The sequence below is a fragment of the Sporosalibacterium faouarense genome (assembly GCF_016765695.1).
GTDB lineage: Bacteria > Bacillota > Clostridia > Tissierellales > VENL01 > Sporosalibacterium > Sporosalibacterium faouarense.
Window position 1 is genome coordinate 49,012 of the sequence record NZ_JAETGO010000089.1, and the last position, 19,712, is coordinate 68,723.

Below are 19,712 nucleotides of genomic sequence, written 5' to 3' on the forward strand. Positions count from 1 at the left end.
AGGGTGAAAATATGCCCAATTATAAATATACTGCTTTAGATAAATTAGGCAAAAAAGTGGACAAAACTTATTCTGCAAATAGCAGGGAAGAAGTATTAAACATGCTTCGTCAAAATGGATATTATCCTGTTAATATTGAGATAGATAGTAAGGCTAAAGATATTAAGAAATTCAGTTTACCTTCTAAGGTTAAAACTAAGGATATAGCTATATTTTGTCGACAGTTTTATGCTATGTTAAATGCAGGAGTTCCTATAATAAATTGTCTAGAGATTCTTAGAAATCAAACTGAAAATAAAAAGTTAAAGAAAACAGTTGGAGAAGTATATGAGGATGTTCAAAAAGGTATGACATTTTCTGAATCTCTAAAAAATCACAGAAATGTTTTTCCAGATTTGTTAATACACATGGTTGAAGCTGGAGAGGTAAGTGGTAATCTAGACATTATTATGGATAGAATGGCTTCACATTTTGAAAAGGAAAACAAAATAAATAATAAAATCAAAAGTGCTATGACATACCCCATAATTTTAGGAATCGTTGCAGTTATAGTTGTTATTTTCTTACTAACGGTAGTAATGCCTACCTTTATTGGTATGTTTGAAGGCTCTGGAGTTCCTTTGCCATTACCTACAAGAATCTTACTATCAATAAGTGATTTTCTTAAAGGGTATTGGTATTTGGTTCTAATAATTACCATAGGACTTTTCTATATACTTACTAAATATATGCAAACTGATAAGGGTAAGTATGCTATGGACAGATTTAAGTTTAGGATTCCTGTTTTAAGTAGTACTACAAAGAAAGTAGTAACTTCTAGATTTACTAGAACAATGTCAACCTTACTTGCCAGTGGCGTTTCGTTAATAGAAGCATTGGATATTGTGTCTAGAGTTGTAGGAAATAAGATAGTATCCGATGGTCTGCAGCAATCAAAAGAGGATGTTAGAAAGGGAATAAACCTAGCCGAGCCAATCGGTAATATAGGAATATTTCCACCAATGGTAGTATCTATGATAAAGATAGGTGAAGAATCAGGAGCCCTTGATGATATTTTGGACAAGACTGCAAATTTTTATGACGAAGAAGTAGAAACAGCAATGCAAAGATTGACAACTTTATTAGAGCCAATAATGATAGTTTTTATGGCTGTGATTATTGGATTTATAGTAATAGCTATGATGCTACCCATGTTTGATATGGTGAATACTATAGATTATTAGTGTAATTATTAGTAAATAACAGATAATTGATATAATTATGTATCTTAATTGTATGTAAAGATTATGTTATTTTAAAAGCAAAGATTTATCTAGTACATTTTGAAAGGAGGTGAAAGATATGATAAATGCCATTAATAAGAAAATTAGAAATAGAAAGGGTTTTACATTAATAGAGCTTATAGTTGTAATAGCTATATTAGGAATTTTAGCTGCAATAGCGGTACCAAGGTTAAGTGGATCAACTAAAAAAGCTGAAGAAAGTGCAGACCAGGCCTCTATAAGAACAATGGATTCAATGATATCTATTGCAATAGCAGAAGGAAACTTAGATATTGAGTCCGACACAGAGGCAAGTGACGTAAAAGATGCTTTAGTTCCAAAATATCTAAAAGATATCCCTAAATCAAAAACTGGAGATGGATGGAGTATATCTATAGATACCACGAATGATGTGGTTACTGTTACAGTTCATTCTGGAACTGGTACAGCAGATTGGCCAAATTAGAAATATAAAGATAATAATAAGTGAATGGAAGATTTTATGATCATAATAATTTTTACTTTAGCACTACTAATAGGTTCATTCCTAAACGTATGCATTTATCGCATACCTAATAAACAATCAATTGCATATCCGCCATCACACTGCCCAAAGTGTGATACCAGCTTGAAACCGGTAGATTTAATACCGGTTATCAGCTATTTTTTGAACAAAGGTAAATGCAGATACTGCGGGGAGCCCATATCCCCTCAGTATCCAATTGTTGAGATTATGAATGGACTGCTTTATTTAATTTTATACTTAAAGTTTGGTTTGTCTTTAATATTTGTTAAATATGCCATATTGACAAGTCTCCTTATAGTCGTTAGCTTTATAGACTATAAATTTGAAATAATTCCTAATGGATTGATGATTTTTGGGATTATCATTGGACTTATATTTAATATAATGAACTTTAACACAAGTTTTGTAAATGGTATTATAGGACTATTTTTAGGTGGAGGTATTTTTTTAATCATTGCTTTTATTGGACCAATGGGTGGTGGAGACATTAAGCTTATGGGAGTCTTAGGACTTATTTTTGGAGGGAAAGGTATACTTTTAATAGCATTGCTATCCTTCATAATTGGGGCAATATCCTCAATAATTTTAATATTAATAGGTGTAAAAGGTAGAAAAGATACAATTCCTTTTGGCCCTTTTATATCAATAGCTACAGTTGTTACGATGCTATACGGTAATGAGATTTTAAGAATGTATTTAGAAATAATTCTATAGAAGTACTTGAGGTGATATATTGTTTTGGAATAAATTATTAGCTATAGATTTAGGAAATAAAAATATAAAAATCGTTGAAGGAAAGCAACAGGGTAATCAAGTGATTATAGAAAAAGCTACATCTGTGGCAACTCCTTTGCATTCATATAATGATGGACAGATATTAGATAAAGAAAGCTTAAAAAGTATCATTCATGGAACATTAGAGGCTTCTAATATTAAAGCCAAAAAGACCATATGTTCAATTGAAAGCACGTCTATAATTACCAGAGAGATAACACTTCCTAATGTTAAGGAGGGAGAAATGGACTCTATGGTTAAATATGAGGTTGAACAGTATTTACCAATAATGCTTGATGATTATGTTGTGGAATATAAGGTATTAAATGAGTTTGAAGAAGAAGGAGTTAGTAAATCTAGGATTCTTGTTGCTGCCATACCTAAGCTCATAGTAGAGAACTTTTTGGAGTTATTCAAAGAGATCAACTTAAAACCTTATGTATTAGATGTAAATTCAAATGCAATATCAAAAGTATTTTTTAAAAAGCTAAAGGTTAATCAAGATGAATCTAACTTGGAAAAGACCATAGGTGTTATAGATATAGGACATAATTTTATTAATGTAGATATTATTTCAAAGGGTATAGTTCAATTTAGTCGACTTATTAACTCAGGCGGGAAAGACATAGATATCAATATAGCTAATCACTTTAATCTTTCTTTGGAAGAAGCTGAAAAAAAGAAGATTAATGACTCAAATATTGAAAAAAATATAGGTCTTGCCCCATCTACAGAGATATTAAATGATGCGGTTAAATCAAGTATAGATAATTGGATAGCTGAAATAAATAGAGTTTTTCAATATTATACAACACGAAGTACAGGAAATAAAATAGACAAGCTATATTTACATGGTGGCAGTTCCAGTTTGAAGGGAATAGCACCCTATATGCATAGTCTTCTAAATATGCCTGTAGAGCAAATTAAAGACATCGACAAAATAAAGCTTTCAAAGACCAGTGAAAACATAAAAATAGCAAACTATTTAAATGCAATAGGAGCTATTATAAGGTTAGGCAGGTGATATCATGAAGGATTTAAACTTTTTTTCTCCCTATATTAAAGTAAACAAAAGCTCCAAGATTAAGAAGACCTATGTTTTTATAACAGTAATTTCTTTAGCATTAATTTTTGGTGGAGCTCATTTTTGGACTATTTACAGGATGAATAATATTGAAAAGAACATAACTGAAATGGAAGATTTTCTTAAATCTAATGATGTAGTTGATGATATTAAAAATCTCAATGAGAAAAAAAGAGAAGTAGATATAATGAACAAATACTATGATTTAGCTTTAATAATAAATGAAGACATGGAGAGTGTGGATAGATTAGGAACAGGGATATTATCTAAAATAACAAATGCTCTTCCAGAAGATATAACCTTTGACATGATATCTATGGACATCAATAATATACAAATCCAAGGAATATCTAGGAGTAGAGTTTCAATAGCTGAACTTCAGCATAATTTAAAGAATTCTAATATTTTTAGTAAGGTATATGTTATAGATATTTCCAAAACTTCAAAGGAAATTGATAGATTTGTATTTGCTTTGAAGTGTACATTGAAGGATGTGAATTAGATGACGCTGAGTAAACGAGAAAAAGTTATGATTGCCTTTTTAGTAATATTAATAATCCTTGCTGGATTTTATATAATTTATTTTAAACCTCAGTTAGAAGAGATAGCCACATTAGATAAAGAAGCCGAAGCATTAAAGCAAAGAGTTGACATTACTAAGACAAACATATCTTTAACAAATCAAGTTGACGAAAAATATAAGAAGCTTAATGAAAAAGTGAATGCTATAGTTTCAGACTTTTTTCCATCAATAAATCAGGAAAAATTGATTGTTATATTAGATGAATTTATAAATTCATCTGATGTTGAAGCTAAATCAATGAACTTTACTGAGACTGAGTTAACATCTATAAAAGAATCAGTAGGAAATAATAATTCATCTGATTATGAGAATCAAATAAATGATATAGTTGGAGAATTTAAAGGGGATGTTAAGATAGTTGATAGCAATAACATCTCTAAAAGTAGTTCAAGTAATAATAATGAACAAGAACAAAAAGAAATTACTTTAAGAAATATGACCACTACTATTTTTTTTCAAGGAAATTATAATGATGTTGTGGAATTTTTAAGTAGAATTGAAGAATATAATAAAAAAATAATTATTAAAAATTTAAATTTAGTTAAAGAAGAAGAGAACAATCAAATAACTGGAAGTGTCATTTTAAAATTCTATGCTGTTCCAAAGTTAGAGTTACAGGATATAGAATATTATCAATGGGATTATGATAATAAATATGGAAAGGATAATCCATTTTATGATAATGGATTAAGCAAATCTAATGGTAGTGAAAGCAATGGTAATAATGTAATTACTGTAACGGATGGCTATGACTTTGGTATGTGGGTCAAACCCATAACTTCAGATAATACTACTGTTGGTGTTGGTTACTATGACGATAAAACAAGAGAGACATATGTATATGCTGATAATATAGGAGTAGAACCTGTAAAGATAACTTTTAAGAAAGAAAACAATAAATATTTATATAGATATAGTACAAGTGCCGAGGCTTATCCAAAGGATGAAGAAGACTTCCAAGAGTTTGACCCTAAAGGGAATTTTATAAGCATGAAAATCTTTACAAATAAAAGAAATAGTAGTAATGATATATCAGGGGCAAAAGTTACTATCGATAATATAACTGATTTAAAGCTAGTGGTAGATATACCAGATGATGATGAGGAAAGACCTAGAGTTAACATCGTATCTGGTGAAGGAGATATTCTAATTAATAGAAATTAACTAAGGTGAGATTTATGAAAAAAATTCTTATGAATAATAAAGGAATTACATTAATTGAAATTATTGTTACAATAGCCATACTATCTATTATTATTATACCTGTGTTTTCCATGTTTCTTACCACAGCTAAGGCCAATAGATATTCAGATGATAAAATGAAATCTACTATTATTGGTCAGAAGGTTATGGAGGATATTAAAAGTTCTATGGTCATAGAAGAAGGTACTAATAATAGAAATATAGATGATTATTCCGTTGAAATTAATATAGAAGCAGTCTCAGATTATATGTTCCCAGAGGCTAGTTTATCAGGAGAAGCAGATATTAATGACTATGACATTAGGATTGTAATTAGTGAAGAGGATGATAGTGGAAGTATGAATTTTAACTATGATATCTATAGAAATTACCCTGTAGACGAAAACCTTAATAACGATAGCTCTTTTACTAATATAATTCCTAGTGATGAAGCTACTATTAATCTAAAGTACGATGGCAATATTATTATTTACGATCGTCCTAATAAGGAAAATAGTGTATCATTTAGTATAACCGATGATCCGAAAATCAGGTTAGAAGTCTATAGAGACACAGATATTACTGTAAATGCTGAAAACACTGTTAGTAGTGATGAATTAGTAATATATATGATGAAATCATCGGACTCAAATGCAGAATATAACTTAAAGAATCGTGGTGGAAATATAAAAACTATAAATAATATTAACATAAGTGATGGAAATAACAATGAAGCTAGAGTCTATAAGATAAATATTAAGGTATTTAGTAAACAAGGAGAAAAAATTGAAGAGATTACAGGATATAAGACATTCCTTAAGTAGGATGTGATTTTATGATTAAAAGAAAAATTAATAATAACAAAGGCTCAACCCTTGTAATGTTATTAATAATACTTACTATATTAATAATGCTAGGTACAGTTATTATGTCTTTGGCTGTAACTAATTATAAGATGAAGATTGTAAACAGTAATTCAAAACGTAATTTTTATTTTGCTGAGGCGGGAATAGACGAGGCATATGGAATAATAGGAGAAGCTGTTGACGAAGGGATTTCTATGGGGAATGAAGCCGTAGTAACTTTCATGAATGAAGACTTATCAAAACAAAATATCGAGGAAGCTATTGATAGTATGGAGAATGGTGACTTTTCAAATCCCTATATAGTATATTTGAATGAAGATGGTTCTTTAAATATGGATGAAATAAATAAGAAGCAAAATCAGATATTTAAAGCAACTTTTAAGAGCTATATAACTAGTGAAAGTAACGTGTTTGATGGGATATCTGAACATTCAAACTATAAAATAAAATCTACTAAGAATAATAAACCTATAGTTTATTGTACTCCTGCTAATCCAAGTTTTAATGAAGATGTGTTGGAATTTACAATTAATTCAAATTTTACTGAAGAAAATATTGAAAGAAGATTATCTGCAAAGTTTAATTTGATTGTTCCAGACTATAATTCACCATATTATTCCCAAACAACTGTTGCAACAGTAAATAGGAATGTAGGATGGTCTAAAGCAATAGCAGCAGAGGGTGATTTACAAGCTAATGGTGGAAACATTACAATAAATGGTTCGGTATATGTTAAAGGAAAATCAAGGGAATTTGGTGGAATTTCTACTATTGGACAGAATACTAATTTAGTGATAAATGGGAATGTTGCAACACAAAATAATATTCAAACTGCATCTTCTAATTCTCAAATAGATATTAATGGAAATGCTTATGCAGGAAATTTTAGAACTAAGGCAAAGGATCAAAATGGAAATAAGATAATAGATTCAAGTTTATTTATAAGAAAAGGTGCAGACGAAAAAGGCGGGTCTTTATATACCCTTGATGATCTCTCTTTGAATGCAGAAAGTTCTTTAATAGATATTGAAGACAGTTATTATGGTGTATCCGATGGTTCTCACTCTTCTACCCATGATAGCTCCAGTAGTATTATTATTAACTCAAATGATATTGGTTTAGAAGGTGGTTCACAGTTAACAATTGAAGGAAAGGCCTTTATACCTGGGACATCATATATAACTTTGTTAAATCCTAATAAAAAGTATCAAACAGGTGAGTCAGTTTCCGTAAAGGGAAATTATAGAGCTTATTCATATCCACTTACTGAAAATGATCCCAATACGGGTGAACCTCCTCAAACTCAGGATGGTCATAGCTTAAAACAAGACAATGTAGAATTTGAATATTATAATCCACTATTTTTAGTTAGTCAATATTATGATTCACATAGTCAAGCTCAAGACATGAAGGTAATAGATAAGAGTAAATATTTTATGGCATATGAAAAGGAATATGAGGATAATCAGCTTAATTTAGGCGGAATAAATGGAATAAACATTATTCACCCAGAGGTAACGCAAAACCTAGGAGTATTAATTCATAATAATCAGGTTAAGGATGCAACCTCTGCAATTCGAATATTAAGTGGACTGGAAGATGTAAAACCAAAATACATTATAGAAGCTAATTATATGGGAGTAGATGAAAGTAAAATTTCTGATGGGGATTTAGAATTTGATAAAGAGAAAACCGTTTCTTACTGGGTAAAATTTGATGATTTACCTTCACCAACAATGACTCCAACAATTGGAACTGATAGAGAATTAGTATTATTAGATAGGAATATCTATACTGATTACGCAATTATAGGTCCTAACGCAAATAGTATACCTGAAGGAACCGTGAAGATTCAATTAGGAAGTAATGATTTTTTAAAGGGACTTATAATTACTAAAGGAAATGTTTATTTCTGTGGAGACATAAATTTTAGAGGAACTGTTATTTCTAATAAAGACATAATCTTCTTTGATTCTAATAATAAACATTTTACCTATGATGAGAATTATGTAGCAGGTCTAATTATAAATGAAAATCTATCGGACTATTTTAATGATAGCTACGATGATTATATAGAAATTACTACTAATGCCGATATAAAAGAAATCGGAGTAGCATCTAATATTGTTAGAGATAAAGCAATAAGACTTATTAATTGGAGCATTGAGAAGTAGGAGGTGACCATGAAAAAAATAAAATCAAATCTGATGTTAAGTGATCAAGGGATAACTTTGATTGAGCTTTTAGTAACGTTAGCTATTGTAGGAATAGTATTAACTATGGTCACATCATTTTTTATAGCAAATCTCAATAATTTCAATAGAGCAGAGGACGAGCTGGATTTACAATATGAAGCCCAAGCTACCATGAATTACATTACTGAAATTGCAATTCAAAGTAGAAGTATCGTTTCATTAGAAGATAGTGAGGGAGTTAATCAATTATCCTATGATGGAAATGATAAAATAGAACTAGGAGAGATAGCTTTTGACTTTGAATATATTGATGATGAAACAGATAATGAATCTATAAGGGATGAAAGCTTTAGATTGGACTTAGATAATAGAGTTTTAATCCATGATGGGAAGGAAGTAGGTAGATACATAAACAATGTTAAAGTTAATCCAATCCCAAGTGGTACTGAGTTTTCTAAGGCAAGGGGATTAAATATTGTTATAGAAATGTCTGAGGATAATAATACAAAACGTATTGAGAGTCAGGTATATTTTAGAAATTATGAAGAGTAAAGGAGGATGGTGCAAATGTTTAGCAATCTAAAAAAGTACAAGCTATTACCTATAATTGCTCTAGTATTCATGCTTTTATTATCACAAATTAATATTAACACAGTAATGGCAACTAGCAGTTCACAAGGAGAAGATAATAAGACTGAGGAAGCTATATTAAAACCTCTAAGACAAGCAATTGGACTTCAAGAAAAAGATGGAGAGTTAATAGAAGTAGAAAAAAATGAATTTAAAGAAGGAGAGGAATTTATACTAGATTATAAAATACAGCCAAGGGATATACAATTAGATGAAGTATCTGAGGATGACACTTCTATTGATAAAGAAATTGTATTGGTTATGGATGTCTCTGGTAGTATGGCCGATGAAATAGAGTTTACATTTAATGAGGATAATGATTCAGAAGAAAACGAATTTACCGGATTTTATGAAGGGAACAGTGTTAAAAATCTAGAAATACTATTAAAAGGGAATCAGCATGGAAATAGAATCACTGATTTTAAAGTAGACTTTGATAAACCAGATGATATGAGTAGAGGAATGTCATACTTTATTTGTTATTCAAAACAGGATCCTGAAACTGTAAAAGATGAGCTATATAGATATAATGGTTATTTTAGTTATCTATCACCCTATAGAGGAAAAATTGTAAACAGAAATACTAAAACATATCAATTTTCTAATATGACAACGCTATTCGGAAATTATTTCCATGAAAATAATGATTATAATGTTTATATTGCAACTTTAAATAGAAGAGATGAGATAGTAGGACTTGCTATGTCCTCTTCAACATCTCAAGCTAATCATGACAGACACTCTAATAATGAAAGAAATGAGTATAGTAAGTTAGAAGTAATGAAAATAGTTTCAAAGAATTTTATTGACAAATTAAAAGGTGACTCTACTGTAAAGGTATCTGTAATTCCTTATAGTAATAGGGCAACCACTGAAAAATATAGTGGGAATAGCTTTGCTAGACCAATTGTGAACAGTCAGTATGATGAAATAATTAATCAGATAGATGGATTTAATGCTGATGGCGGTACAAACATAGGTGATGGACTTAGAAGGGCCTTATATACTTTAAGTAATGAAAGCACAAGTAAATATGTAATTCTAATGACCGATGGTGTACCTACTGCGTTTTCTTTTGATGATTTAGATTATTCTGACTATTGGTTTTACTCCGCAATAGGATTAGTTTATCATGGAAATAATTATGGAACGGCTACCCATATTGATAATGCAGATTTTCTATTAGGAGATGGAAGAGCAGAAGATTATTTCGTAAATTATGGTAGTGAAGATGAGCATAGTTATTCAAAAAATTATTCAAAAGAAATCGCAGCTATGTTGAAAGAGTCAAATAAGGATATAAAGACCTTTATGATAGGATTTAGTAATGGAGCAGATCCAAGTAAGCTTAATGAAATTGCCAATTCTGCCGATGGATATTATAAGGAAGCAAAAAATGGTAACGCTTTAGACGAAGTATATCAACAACTTGCAGATGCAATAAGTGCTAGCTTCTCAATACCAGAGATAGAATTTGAAGAGACTATTCCAAAAGGAATGACAGTAGTAGATACTGAGGGACTTACAGATGTGAAAATCAATAAAGATTCTCAGGATAACACAGTTGTAAGAGGAAAGGCTCCAAGTGTGGCTTTTAATCTAGTAGAAAAAGTAGATCAAGCAACAGGAGAGATTATTAGATATTATCATGCAAAACCCACTGGTTTTAGAATAAAATTAAAGGCTGATGCAGGTAAATATACTTTAAGTCAAGACAATCTTAAGTCCTATATTGAGTATGAAGATATTGATGACTCAGGACTTAGAAGAGAAAATATATCGAAACAAGAAATCAATGTATACAATGAAGAACCTGCAATGGTATCAGTGTCATTAATTGAGAATGAAGATGGAAGCTATGACTTAAGTGTAACAATAGATAATCCCGTAAACTTTACTATAAAAGATGATAAAGAAAATGAATTAATGAAGAAAGATACCTTTGACGAATCACATCAAGGTCAATACGAGACCTATGATGAGCCTAAAACATTTACAAAGAAATTTACTATTAGTGGAGAAAATCTAGCTGAATTAATAAATGAATCTTCAAAGTTGTTCTTTACTGGTACTGATACATCGGGTAATCTAATTGAACAACCAATTTCACTTATAAATACTGAGATTTCAGAGGCAAAGGATTATATCCATGATGATAATATGAGACCAGTGACTCTTAAAATAGCAACCGATGAAGGAGCTGTTGTTGAAGATTTAATAATTAACGGTTTATCAGACAGTGACTTTATTGAACAAATAACTGATAAGGGTGTATATAAACATAATAATGCATTCTTAAAAGATGGTGATAATGATATTGAAGTTACAATTAGAAATAGCTATGGTAATGTCACTACTCAAAGATTTACCTTAGATTTGGATGCAGAATCTCCTTTAGTGGATTCCTCTTTTGACTATGATAAGAGTAATGATAAAATAGAATTGAAGTTAAGTTTTAATGAGAGGGTCAATGAAGTATCTTTGATTGAGTATGTGGAAAAAGGCGATGGAAGTGGTGAGCTAGAAGAAAGAATTTTATCTCAAAAGACTATTGAGGATATGGGAGAAGAAGGATCTCTTACTTCTACTATTTTACTAGATGAAGAAAGGTATGAAAAAGAACTATATATTAAGGCTAGAGATATAGCTGGAAATATAAGAATTTCTTCTATTCCAAATCCTGATACGGCTCAATTAAATTCAAGTAATCTTATAAGTCATAGTATCTATACTGGATATGATTTAGAAGAAGGCGAAGAATTAAATATTGTAAGTGGTTTCAAAACTAAGTTTAGAGTGAGTATGGTGCTATCAGATATCGAAACTAATTTAAAAATAAAACTTAATAGTGAAAACAATGAAAATATTTCAGAAATCAAAAGCGTCAAGTTTTCTCTATATAGGGCAGATGATATGGATCTGATAGAAGATAGTTTAAATGTAATAGTTGATGAAAATAACGATAACTATTATAACTTAGAGATAAGTCTTAATGAAAGTTTGACTGATGAAAATTTAATTCTTGAGTATGAATTTGTTCCAGTCTTAAGTAATGAAGTGGATGACGCCGAAAAAGTAGAGCTTATTAATAGTGTTGGTTTTGAAAATTCTGCAGATGAATTAGAGGGTAAGGTTAATGTGGTTCCTTTGCCAATTATAGACTAAAAAACAACTGGGAGTGATGCCTGTGAAACTTCATAATTATATGGAAAATACTGTTTTTCATGTACTTAATAACTTATTGTTAAAACGTAATGATATATGCACCTGTGAGAAGTGTAGAATGGATATTGCTGCTATTGCTTTAAACAATCTTCCTACTAGATATGTTGTGACTGAAAAAGGAGAGCTTTATACTAAGCTCAATGAAATGGAAATACAGTTTGAAGCAGATATAATTAAAGAATTAGTTAGGGCAATAGAGAAGGTTTCTAGGGCTACTAAACATGATGTGGAATAAGAGGATATTATGAGTAAAAATGTAGTTCTAATTGGATTTATGGGAACTGGTAAGACTACTATAGGCAAGATAATTGCTCAAAAAATTAACTATGATTTTATAGATACTGATAGATATATTGAAGAAAAATTCAATATATCTATCAAGGGTATCTTTGAAAGTTATGGAGAAGAGTATTTTAGAGAGCTTGAGAAAAGAGCTATTGAAGAGATTTCTTCTAGAGAATTTAGTGTGATTTCAACTGGTGGAGGAGTAATACTAAATAATGATAACATAATTAATTTAAAAGAAAAGGGAATAATTTTTTTATTAAATGGGAGTGTTGAAACAATAGTCAATAATTTAAGTAACTCTAGAAACAAGCGTCCTCTTTTATCAGAGAATAATTGGACTGAGAAGCTAGTATGCTTGTTAGAGAAACGTAAGAATATGTATATTAGTAGTGCAGATTATATAATTGATATTAATGATAAAAGCTTAAATATGTTGGCACAGGAAATAATAAACCATTTTAATTGATTTAGTTATTAAAAAGACTTCCATTAGGGAACAATATACTGGAAGTCTTTTATTGTATAAGTTTGTCTATTCAAATAATAAAAAATATGTTATTATATACTAGGAATAATGCCGGAAAGATTTAGTTTAATTGGAAAATATGTAAATTAATTATATTTGAGGAGGTAAAATAATGATTTCAGCAGGAGATTTTAAAAAAGGCATAACCTTTATGATGGATGGAGAGCTATGCCAAGTAATTGATTTTCAGCACGTTAAGCCAGGAAAAGGAGCAGCATTTGTAAGAACTAAAGTTAAAAATGTTAAGACTGGAGCTATTAGAGAAACAGCCTTTAACCCTAACGATAAATTCCCTAAGGCTTTTATTGAAACAAAGGAAATGCAGTATTTATATAGTGATGGTCAACTTTATTATTTTATGGATAATGAAACATATGAGCAAATACCTTTAAATTATGAACAAGTTGAAGAAGCAATTACATATATAAAAGAAAATGAGCATGCAATTATTAGATTCCATGAAGGAAAACCTTTTGATGTTCAGGCTCCTAATTTCGTTGAGCTAGATGTTACTCATACTGAGCCAGGAGTGAAAGGTGATACTGCAACTGGAGCAACAAAACCAGCTACAGTTGAAACAGGTGCCACTGTAAATGTGCCACTATTTGTTAATATTGGTGATAAAATTAAAATTGATACAAGAACAGGTGAGTATTTATCTAGAGTTTAGGCAATAATATAAAAGTATTTAAAAAAATTAAAAGGAGGGGCTTTTAATGGAACATTTATATGAAAGAATTTCTTATCTACAAGGTTTAGCTGAAGGCCTAGGAATAGAGGAAAATAGTAAAGAAGGAAAGTTATTACTACATATTATTGATGCATTAGAAGACTTTGCAGATGCAATAGATGACCTAAGTTTTGAACAAGAGGAACTAGGTGAATATGTAGAATATATTGATGAAGACTTAACAGATGTTGAAGACGAAGTGTTTGGTGAATGCGATTATGAAGATGACCTCGAAGATTATGATGAGTATGAATTTGAAGATGACATTGATTATGTAGAACTAGAATGTCCACATTGTCAAGAAACATTATATATTGAAGAAGATTTACTTCATGAAGATGCAACTTGTCCAAACTGCTTAGAATCTATAGTTTGCTGTGAAGAGGAAGAAGAATAATAAGAAAAAAATATTTGAAGATTAAAGACCCAAAATCAAAAAATGATTTTGGGTCTTTTTTTTATTTATATAGCATATTATTCATATAATGACAATAGTTATATATAAAGGAGGGACATGTTATGGAGAAACAAATGAGTAATAATTTTATTAGAAAAAGGATAGAAAACAAATCCAGTACTTTTAATAAGGTGTTGAATTATTTAGACCCTAACATTTCATCTATATTAAATAGGATACCTGAAGATATTAAAGATAGGATAGAGGAAATAAGAATTAGATCAGGTAAACCATTAATGATATGTATGGAAGGGTCTGACTTTTTTATAAATAGAGTTGGTAAACCTGAAATAAATAGCAATAACGTATATATCACTACAGAAGAAAATGTTGCTAAATCATTTCAAATTATAAGTAACTATTCTGTCTATGCAATAGAGGACGAGTTAAAGAATGGCTTTATAACTATTAAAGGTGGTCATAGAGTAGGAGTTTCTGGTAAGGTGGTATATGGGAAAAATGGCTTAGAGACTATAAAGAATATTTCTTCTTTAAACGTCAGAATCGCTAGAGAAAAAATTGGTGTTTCTAATACAATAATGCAGGATATTATAAAAGAATTGAATACAATACATCATACTTTGATAGTCTCACCTCCTCAATGTGGTAAGACGACATTGCTTAGAGATATAATTAGAAATCTTAGTAATGGTATGCCTAATTATAACTTTAGAGGTATAAAGGTAGGTCTAGTTGATGAGAGGTCTGAAATTGCTTCTTTATATAATGGACAACCACAGAATAATATTGGAGTCAGAACAGATGTATTAGATGGCTGTAAAAAATATGATGGAATGATTTTGCTTATAAGATCAATGTCACCCCATGTTATAGCAACAGATGAGTTAGGGGATGAGAAGGACATTAAAGCAATTCATGAAGCTTTAAAAGCAGGTGTTAAGGTTATAGCTACAGCTCACGGTGAAGGGATTGAAGATATAAAAACTAAACCAAATTTAAAGGAGATAATAGAAGAGAAAATTTTCGAACGAATTTTCATATTAGATAACTCTAATGGAGTAGGAACAATTAGACATATTTTAGATGGAAAAACGTTTAAACCTATTAGTAGGGGAGAGAGGAAGAACTATGTTTCTATTAAAAATACTAGGAAGCTTAATAGTAATAACTTCTTCTAGTCTTATAGGGTTCACCTATGGAAGCTACTATTCCAAAAGACTAAAGAATCTAATGCTTTTATCAAATAGTATTCAATTACTTGAAACAGAGGTTATGTTTACTGCAACCCCAATTCCTGAAGCATTAGAGAATGTATATAAAAAAGGGAATAAAAGAGTATCATATATTTTTTTAGACATTAAGAAGCATTTAAATAAAAGCTTTAGTACTAATGATAGTTTTAATTCAGTAATACCTACTTTAAAACAAGATCTTAATCTAAATGAAGAAGATATAGAGATTTTCTTATCGTTGGGTAAAGTTTTAGGTAAATCAGATAGACAAGATCAGCAGAAGCATTTCAAAACTGTTATTACACAATTAGATAGGCAACAAAAAGATGCTGAAGATAGTAAGAATAAGAACGAGAAGATGTGTAAAAGTCTAGGAGTACTAGGGGGTATTCTTATAACCATAATACTTTTTTAGAAAGGAGAAAACTAATGAGCGTAGATTTAATATTTAAAATTGCTGGTATAGGGATATTAGTGGCAGTTTTGAATCAAGTATTAGACAGATCTGGTAAAGGGGAATATGCAACAATGGTAACCCTAGCAGGAGTAGTTATAGTTCTAATGATGGTTATAAACATGATAAGTAAGCTGTTTGATAGTGTAAAAACAATTTTTCAGCTTTACTAATAGATAAGGGTGTATATTATGGAGATTATGCAAATAGCTGGAATTGGTATAATAGCCACTATTCTAGCAGTTATATTAAAAGAACAAAAGCAAGAAATAGCATTACAAATTAGTATTGTAGCAGGATTAGTAATTTTTCTATTTGTAATAACAAAGTTAGAGTATGTAGTAGAAGTTTTAAGTACTTTAGCAGATCGAGTTGATTTAGATTTTATATATTTTTCTACAATATTAAAGGTAATTGGAATTGCATACATAGCAGAATTTGCAGCGCAAGTATCGAGAGATGCTGGTGAAGGAGCAATAGCTTCTAAAATTGAACTAGGAGGCAAAGTTCTTATTATGGTTGTTTCAATGCCTATTTTAATGGGTTTACTAGACTTAATTATGAAAATAATGCCTTAGGTTGTGATATACATTATGAAAAAAGTATTTTTGATTATAGTTATAGTGCTTATATTCCTTCAGAATTTTATTATATTTGCAGATGATGGAGGAATAAATAGTCCAATAGATCAAGAGGAGATTGCTGAGAAGCAACTTGAATATCTAAAAGTTGAAGAACTACAAAGGTTAATCAATAAAATAAATGAAGATTCCGATGAATATCTTCCCAAAATTGATTTTAGAGGATATATTATAGCTTTGATAAAGGGAGAAGAAGTAATAGAAGGTGAAAATATAGTCAATGGATTAATGAAAATAATCTTTAAAGAAGTAATAGCAAACTCAACATTATTATTACAAATACTAGTATTAGCAGTTATATGTGCTGTTTTAACCAATTTGCAAAGTGCTTTTGAAAATGATTCAGTTGGACAATTGGCCTTTTATGCGTGTTATTTAATATTAATAACAATTTCCATTAAGGCCTTTGCTATTACTGTAGAAGTAGGTAGACAAGCAATTAACGATATGGTGATTTTTATTCAAGCTCTATTACCGACATTAGTAACTCTCCTTTTAGCTATGGGAGGATTTGTTTCATCAGCATTATTTCAATCTCTGATATTAGGAGCAGTTAGCGTTATAAGTACTTTAATAAAAGATATTTTATTTCCACTTATATTCTTTTCTGCAGTTATTGGTATTGTTAGTAAAATATCTGATAAAGTTCAAATCTCAAAGATTTCTAGTTTACTAAGACAGATTGCAGTGGGAATATTAGGGGTCACTTTAACAATTTTTATTGGTATAATTTCAATTCAAGGAATTACTGCTGCAAAAGTTGATGGTATAACACTAAAGACGGCTAAGTTTGCAGTAGATAAGTTTGTACCAATAGTTGGTAAGTTCTTATCTGATGCAATGGATACTGTAGTAGGATGTTCAATGCTACTAAAAAATGCAGTAGGTGTTATTGGGTTAATAGCTTTATTTATTATTTGTGTTATGCCAGTAATAAAAATCACCTCAATAATTTTAATTTTTAAAGTAACCAGTGCAATCATAGAACCAATTTCTAATAGTAGAATTGTAGATTGTTTGAATGAAATTAGTAAATCTCTCATATTTATAGTAGGAACAGTCTTAGCAGTAGGAATGATGTTCTTTATAGCTATAACTATAGTGGTTAATGCCGGTAACATGACCGTCATGTTAAGGTAGGTGAAAATTTTGATTGATTTTTTAAGGAGTTGGGTCATAAATATAGTAGTATTAGTAATATTTTTATCATTCCTAGATATGATACTACCAAAAAGTAATATGAAAAGGTATATCAATATGATAGCTGGATTACTGATTATAATAGTACTCATAAATCCTTTCATAAACTTATTAACTAAAGATATAGACATAGAAAGAGAAGTTTTTTCAAATATTATTGAATCAAATAATATTGGTGAAAACACTAATGAAAATATATCTAAAATACAAGATCAACAAGTCATTGAAATCTATAAAGGAACTCTAAAAAAAGAAATAAGTGAGCTAATAAACACTAAAACTGAATATGTACTATCAGATATAAGTATAGATATAGAAGAAGATAAAGAGGCTGAAAGTTTTGGGAAAATTAAGAAAGTAAGTCTAATATTAAGTAACAATAAGAGATCTCAATCAGATGAAGATATCAAGGTCAAGGTTGATAGCATCAAAGATGTTTCAGTAAACGTTGACACCAAAAAAATGTCTGATACATCAAGCTCTTCAAAGGAGTTTGAAGAGGTGCGGAAAATAATATCAGACTCCTATAGCATACCACAGGATCAAATTTTAGTAGGAAAAAACTAAGTAAGAGGGTGAGGAGGGAGTAAGGTGAACATACAAGAAAAATTAATGGAATTTTTTAAGAAGGAGAATTCGAAAAAATTCTTAACTAATTTAGTTATAATTTTAATTATTGGAGTCATGATTTTAATAGCAGCTAGTACGTTTATGGATAGCGATAAGGAGAAAAACGTAACTACAGGAAATAATAATAATGAAACAACTTCTGATAAACAAAGTACTGCCTTAATTGATGATTATGCTAATAATATTGAGAAGAAATTAAAAAATATACTAGGTATGATAAATGGTATCGGAGAAGTTGAAGTTATGGTGACACTGGAAGATACTGCTGAGAAGATACCAGCTATAGATACTACTGAGAGTAAAGAAACTACAAATGAAAAGGATGCTCAAGGTGGTACAAGGGAAGTGATAAAAGATGACTTAACAAAAAAGATTGTAACTAGTAACGGTAATGGTGAGGAATCACTAGTTGTAATTAAAGAAATAAAACCATCAGTAAAGGGTGTAATCGTTGTAGCTAATGGAGCTAACGACCCTGTACTGAAAGAAAAAATATATAGAGCTGTAAAAACTGTACTTGGAATTCCAGGTAACAGAGTTGAAGTGTTTTCTAGTAATTAGGTTTAAAGGGGGAAAATAATATGATGGTTATTAAGAAAAAAACACTTTTATTAACTGGGTTAGTATTTTTATTGGTAGTAGTTGGTTATGCAAATCATAGATTAAATAAGCAAGCACTTCTTGAAGCATCAAATGAATATGAAAAATATGAAGAAGACCAAATGGCGAAAATGAATGAAAAGGACACCGATGATTCTATAGCAACAAATTCAGAAGGAATGAATCAAGCATTGGCTAGCAGTTTAAGTATAGTTGATAGTAAAACTGATATAATAGATCAATTAACACAATTAACTAATAGTAATATTGAAAAAAAGATGGAAAATGAAGAGAGTGTTGAAACCACTAACTATTTTGTTGAATATAGATTATCTAGGGATCAGCTTAGGTCTGAATTAATAGAGAGATTGAATGGAATTATAAATAATGAACAAACTACTAATGAAGTAAGATCTTTAGCGCAAAAAGAAATCCTAAGAATGGGTAATATTTCCGAGGATGAATTATATTTGGAAGGATTGATAAAAGGTAAAGGTTTCGAAGATGCCATAGTTTTTCTAAAAGAAGATAGTGCAAGGATAATAGTTGACACTCAACAATTGACTGAACAAGATCAAATGAAAATATTCGAAATTGTAAAAAATGAAACTAATGTTGAGCCAGTTAATATAAAAATCATGAAAAAATATTAGTTTTATTGTAAAT

Annotated in this window: 22 protein-coding genes; all 22 read left to right on the top strand. The window is 29.9% G+C overall.

All coding sequences use genetic code 11. From position 1 onward, the window contains the following. Positions 1-11 precede the first annotated feature (11 nt). The 22 genes from JMO20_RS16730 to JMO20_RS16835 all read left to right on the top strand — a co-directional run bounded on the left by JMO20_RS16730 (position 12) and on the right by JMO20_RS16835 (position 19,699). Positions 12-1,223: a type II secretion system F family protein gene (locus JMO20_RS16730; protein WP_202710852.1), complete on the top strand. Its 1,212-nt coding sequence runs from the start codon at positions 12-14 to the stop codon at positions 1,221-1,223. A 118-nt stretch (positions 1,224-1,341) separates the two neighbouring features. Continuing rightward, entirely contained in the window at positions 1,342-1,728 is a 387-nt protein-coding gene (locus JMO20_RS20485) for a type II secretion system protein (RefSeq protein WP_207753540.1), read from the top strand. Positions 1,729-1,752: 24 nt separating this feature from the next. Next, a complete protein-coding gene (locus JMO20_RS16740) occupies positions 1,753-2,502 on the top strand; it encodes a prepilin peptidase (RefSeq protein ID WP_243414816.1) in 750 nt (249 codons plus the stop codon). A 19-nt stretch (positions 2,503-2,521) separates the two neighbouring features. After that, the gene (gene pilM / locus JMO20_RS16745) at positions 2,522-3,586 is read left to right on the top strand and encodes a type IV pilus assembly protein PilM (RefSeq protein ID WP_202710853.1); all 1,065 of its coding nucleotides are present in this window, start codon (positions 2,522-2,524) and stop codon (positions 3,584-3,586) included. 4 nt (positions 3,587-3,590) lie between these two features. After that, positions 3,591-4,148 (top strand): PilN domain-containing protein, encoded by a 558-nt coding sequence (locus tag JMO20_RS16750; protein WP_202710854.1) that lies wholly within the window; start codon positions 3,591-3,593, stop codon positions 4,146-4,148. Continuing rightward, positions 4,149-5,393 (top strand): hypothetical protein, encoded by a 1,245-nt coding sequence (locus JMO20_RS16755; protein ID WP_202710855.1) that lies wholly within the window; start codon positions 4,149-4,151, stop codon positions 5,391-5,393. It abuts the gene before it with no gap. A 14-nt stretch (positions 5,394-5,407) separates the two neighbouring features. Then, complete coding sequence (locus JMO20_RS16760; protein ID WP_202710856.1) at positions 5,408-6,235, top strand: prepilin-type N-terminal cleavage/methylation domain-containing protein; 828 nt, start codon at positions 5,408-5,410, stop codon at positions 6,233-6,235. A gap of 11 nt (positions 6,236-6,246) precedes the next feature. Then, entirely contained in the window at positions 6,247-8,451 is a 2,205-nt protein-coding gene (locus JMO20_RS16765) for a hypothetical protein (protein WP_202710857.1), read from the top strand. Between the two features lie 9 nt (positions 8,452-8,460). After that, positions 8,461-9,024, top strand: coding sequence for a PilW family protein (locus JMO20_RS16770; RefSeq protein ID WP_202710858.1), 564 nt, complete (start codon positions 8,461-8,463; stop codon positions 9,022-9,024). 15 nt (positions 9,025-9,039) lie between these two features. Then, on the top strand, positions 9,040-12,267 hold the full coding sequence (locus JMO20_RS16775) for a vWA domain-containing protein (protein ID WP_202710859.1): 3,228 nt from the start codon (positions 9,040-9,042) through the stop codon (positions 12,265-12,267). Between the two features lie 40 nt (positions 12,268-12,307). Next, complete coding sequence (locus tag JMO20_RS16780) at positions 12,308-12,562, top strand: late competence development ComFB family protein (protein WP_243414818.1); 255 nt, start codon at positions 12,308-12,310, stop codon at positions 12,560-12,562. Between the two features lie 9 nt (positions 12,563-12,571). Beyond that, positions 12,572-13,081, top strand: coding sequence for a shikimate kinase (locus tag JMO20_RS16785; RefSeq protein WP_202710861.1), 510 nt, complete (start codon positions 12,572-12,574; stop codon positions 13,079-13,081). Positions 13,082-13,253: 172 nt separating this feature from the next. Then, the gene (gene efp / locus JMO20_RS16790; RefSeq protein ID WP_202710862.1) at positions 13,254-13,811 is read left to right on the top strand and encodes an elongation factor P; all 558 of its coding nucleotides are present in this window, start codon (positions 13,254-13,256) and stop codon (positions 13,809-13,811) included. Positions 13,812-13,857: 46 nt separating this feature from the next. Continuing rightward, positions 13,858-14,268 carry a CD1247 N-terminal domain-containing protein gene (locus tag JMO20_RS16795; RefSeq protein WP_202710863.1) on the top strand — a complete coding sequence of 137 codons (411 nt, stop codon included), beginning with the start codon at positions 13,858-13,860 and terminating at the stop codon, positions 14,266-14,268. Positions 14,269-14,390: 122 nt separating this feature from the next. Then, complete coding sequence (spoIIIAA, locus tag JMO20_RS16800) at positions 14,391-15,467, top strand: stage III sporulation protein AA (RefSeq protein ID WP_243414820.1); 1,077 nt, start codon at positions 14,391-14,393, stop codon at positions 15,465-15,467. Continuing rightward, positions 15,418-15,936, top strand: a complete 519-nt coding sequence (gene spoIIIAB, locus JMO20_RS16805) for a stage III sporulation protein SpoIIIAB (RefSeq protein ID WP_202710864.1) — start codon at positions 15,418-15,420, stop codon at positions 15,934-15,936. The genes spoIIIAA and spoIIIAB overlap by 50 nt, the downstream gene beginning before the upstream one ends. Before the next feature lie 14 nt (positions 15,937-15,950). Then, the gene (spoIIIAC, locus tag JMO20_RS16810) at positions 15,951-16,148 is read left to right on the top strand and encodes a stage III sporulation protein AC (RefSeq protein ID WP_202710865.1); all 198 of its coding nucleotides are present in this window, start codon (positions 15,951-15,953) and stop codon (positions 16,146-16,148) included. Between the two features lie 18 nt (positions 16,149-16,166). Further along, entirely contained in the window at positions 16,167-16,553 is a 387-nt protein-coding gene (spoIIIAD, locus tag JMO20_RS16815; protein WP_202710866.1) for a stage III sporulation protein AD, read from the top strand. Between the two features lie 15 nt (positions 16,554-16,568). Beyond that, entirely contained in the window at positions 16,569-17,756 is a 1,188-nt protein-coding gene (gene spoIIIAE / locus JMO20_RS16820) for a stage III sporulation protein AE (protein WP_202710867.1), read from the top strand. Next, on the top strand, positions 17,757-18,383 hold the full coding sequence (spoIIIAF, locus tag JMO20_RS16825; RefSeq protein WP_207753541.1) for a stage III sporulation protein AF: 627 nt from the start codon (positions 17,757-17,759) through the stop codon (positions 18,381-18,383). It begins immediately after the preceding gene. A 24-nt stretch (positions 18,384-18,407) separates the two neighbouring features. Further along, a complete protein-coding gene (gene spoIIIAG / locus JMO20_RS16830; RefSeq protein ID WP_202710869.1) occupies positions 18,408-19,007 on the top strand; it encodes a stage III sporulation protein AG in 600 nt (199 codons plus the stop codon). Positions 19,008-19,027: 20 nt separating this feature from the next. Next, positions 19,028-19,699, top strand: coding sequence for a SpoIIIAH-like family protein (locus JMO20_RS16835; RefSeq protein ID WP_202710870.1), 672 nt, complete (start codon positions 19,028-19,030; stop codon positions 19,697-19,699). The last annotated feature ends 13 nt before the right edge of the window (positions 19,700-19,712 follow it).

What these genes read in the sequence shown, in the direction of transcription:
- JMO20_RS16730 (WP_202710852.1), top strand. Translation starts at nt 12, where the DNA reads ATGCCCAATTATAAATATACTGCTTTAGATAAATTAGGCAAAAAAGTG.
- JMO20_RS20485 (WP_207753540.1), top strand. Translation starts at nt 1,342, where the DNA reads ATGATAAATGCCATTAATAAGAAAATTAGAAATAGAAAGGGTTTTACA.
- JMO20_RS16740 (WP_243414816.1), top strand. Translation starts at nt 1,753, where the DNA reads ATGGAAGATTTTATGATCATAATAATTTTTACTTTAGCACTACTAATA.
- JMO20_RS16750 (WP_202710854.1), top strand. Translation starts at nt 3,591, where the DNA reads ATGAAGGATTTAAACTTTTTTTCTCCCTATATTAAAGTAAACAAAAGC.
- JMO20_RS16755 (WP_202710855.1), top strand. Translation starts at nt 4,149, where the DNA reads ATGACGCTGAGTAAACGAGAAAAAGTTATGATTGCCTTTTTAGTAATA.
- JMO20_RS16760 (WP_202710856.1), top strand. Translation starts at nt 5,408, where the DNA reads ATGAAAAAAATTCTTATGAATAATAAAGGAATTACATTAATTGAAATT.
- JMO20_RS16765 (WP_202710857.1), top strand. Translation starts at nt 6,247, where the DNA reads ATGATTAAAAGAAAAATTAATAATAACAAAGGCTCAACCCTTGTAATG.
- JMO20_RS16770 (WP_202710858.1), top strand. Translation starts at nt 8,461, where the DNA reads ATGAAAAAAATAAAATCAAATCTGATGTTAAGTGATCAAGGGATAACT.
- JMO20_RS16775 (WP_202710859.1), top strand. Translation starts at nt 9,040, where the DNA reads ATGTTTAGCAATCTAAAAAAGTACAAGCTATTACCTATAATTGCTCTA.
- JMO20_RS16780 (WP_243414818.1), top strand. Translation starts at nt 12,308, where the DNA reads ATGGAAAATACTGTTTTTCATGTACTTAATAACTTATTGTTAAAACGT.
- JMO20_RS16785 (WP_202710861.1), top strand. Translation starts at nt 12,572, where the DNA reads ATGAGTAAAAATGTAGTTCTAATTGGATTTATGGGAACTGGTAAGACT.
- efp (WP_202710862.1), top strand. Translation starts at nt 13,254, where the DNA reads ATGATTTCAGCAGGAGATTTTAAAAAAGGCATAACCTTTATGATGGAT.
- JMO20_RS16795 (WP_202710863.1), top strand. Translation starts at nt 13,858, where the DNA reads ATGGAACATTTATATGAAAGAATTTCTTATCTACAAGGTTTAGCTGAA.
- spoIIIAA (WP_243414820.1), top strand. Translation starts at nt 14,391, where the DNA reads ATGGAGAAACAAATGAGTAATAATTTTATTAGAAAAAGGATAGAAAAC.
- spoIIIAB (WP_202710864.1), top strand. Translation starts at nt 15,418, where the DNA reads ATGTTTCTATTAAAAATACTAGGAAGCTTAATAGTAATAACTTCTTCT.
- spoIIIAC (WP_202710865.1), top strand. Translation starts at nt 15,951, where the DNA reads ATGAGCGTAGATTTAATATTTAAAATTGCTGGTATAGGGATATTAGTG.
- spoIIIAD (WP_202710866.1), top strand. Translation starts at nt 16,167, where the DNA reads ATGGAGATTATGCAAATAGCTGGAATTGGTATAATAGCCACTATTCTA.
- spoIIIAE (WP_202710867.1), top strand. Translation starts at nt 16,569, where the DNA reads ATGAAAAAAGTATTTTTGATTATAGTTATAGTGCTTATATTCCTTCAG.
- JMO20_RS16835 (WP_202710870.1), top strand. Translation starts at nt 19,028, where the DNA reads ATGATGGTTATTAAGAAAAAAACACTTTTATTAACTGGGTTAGTATTT.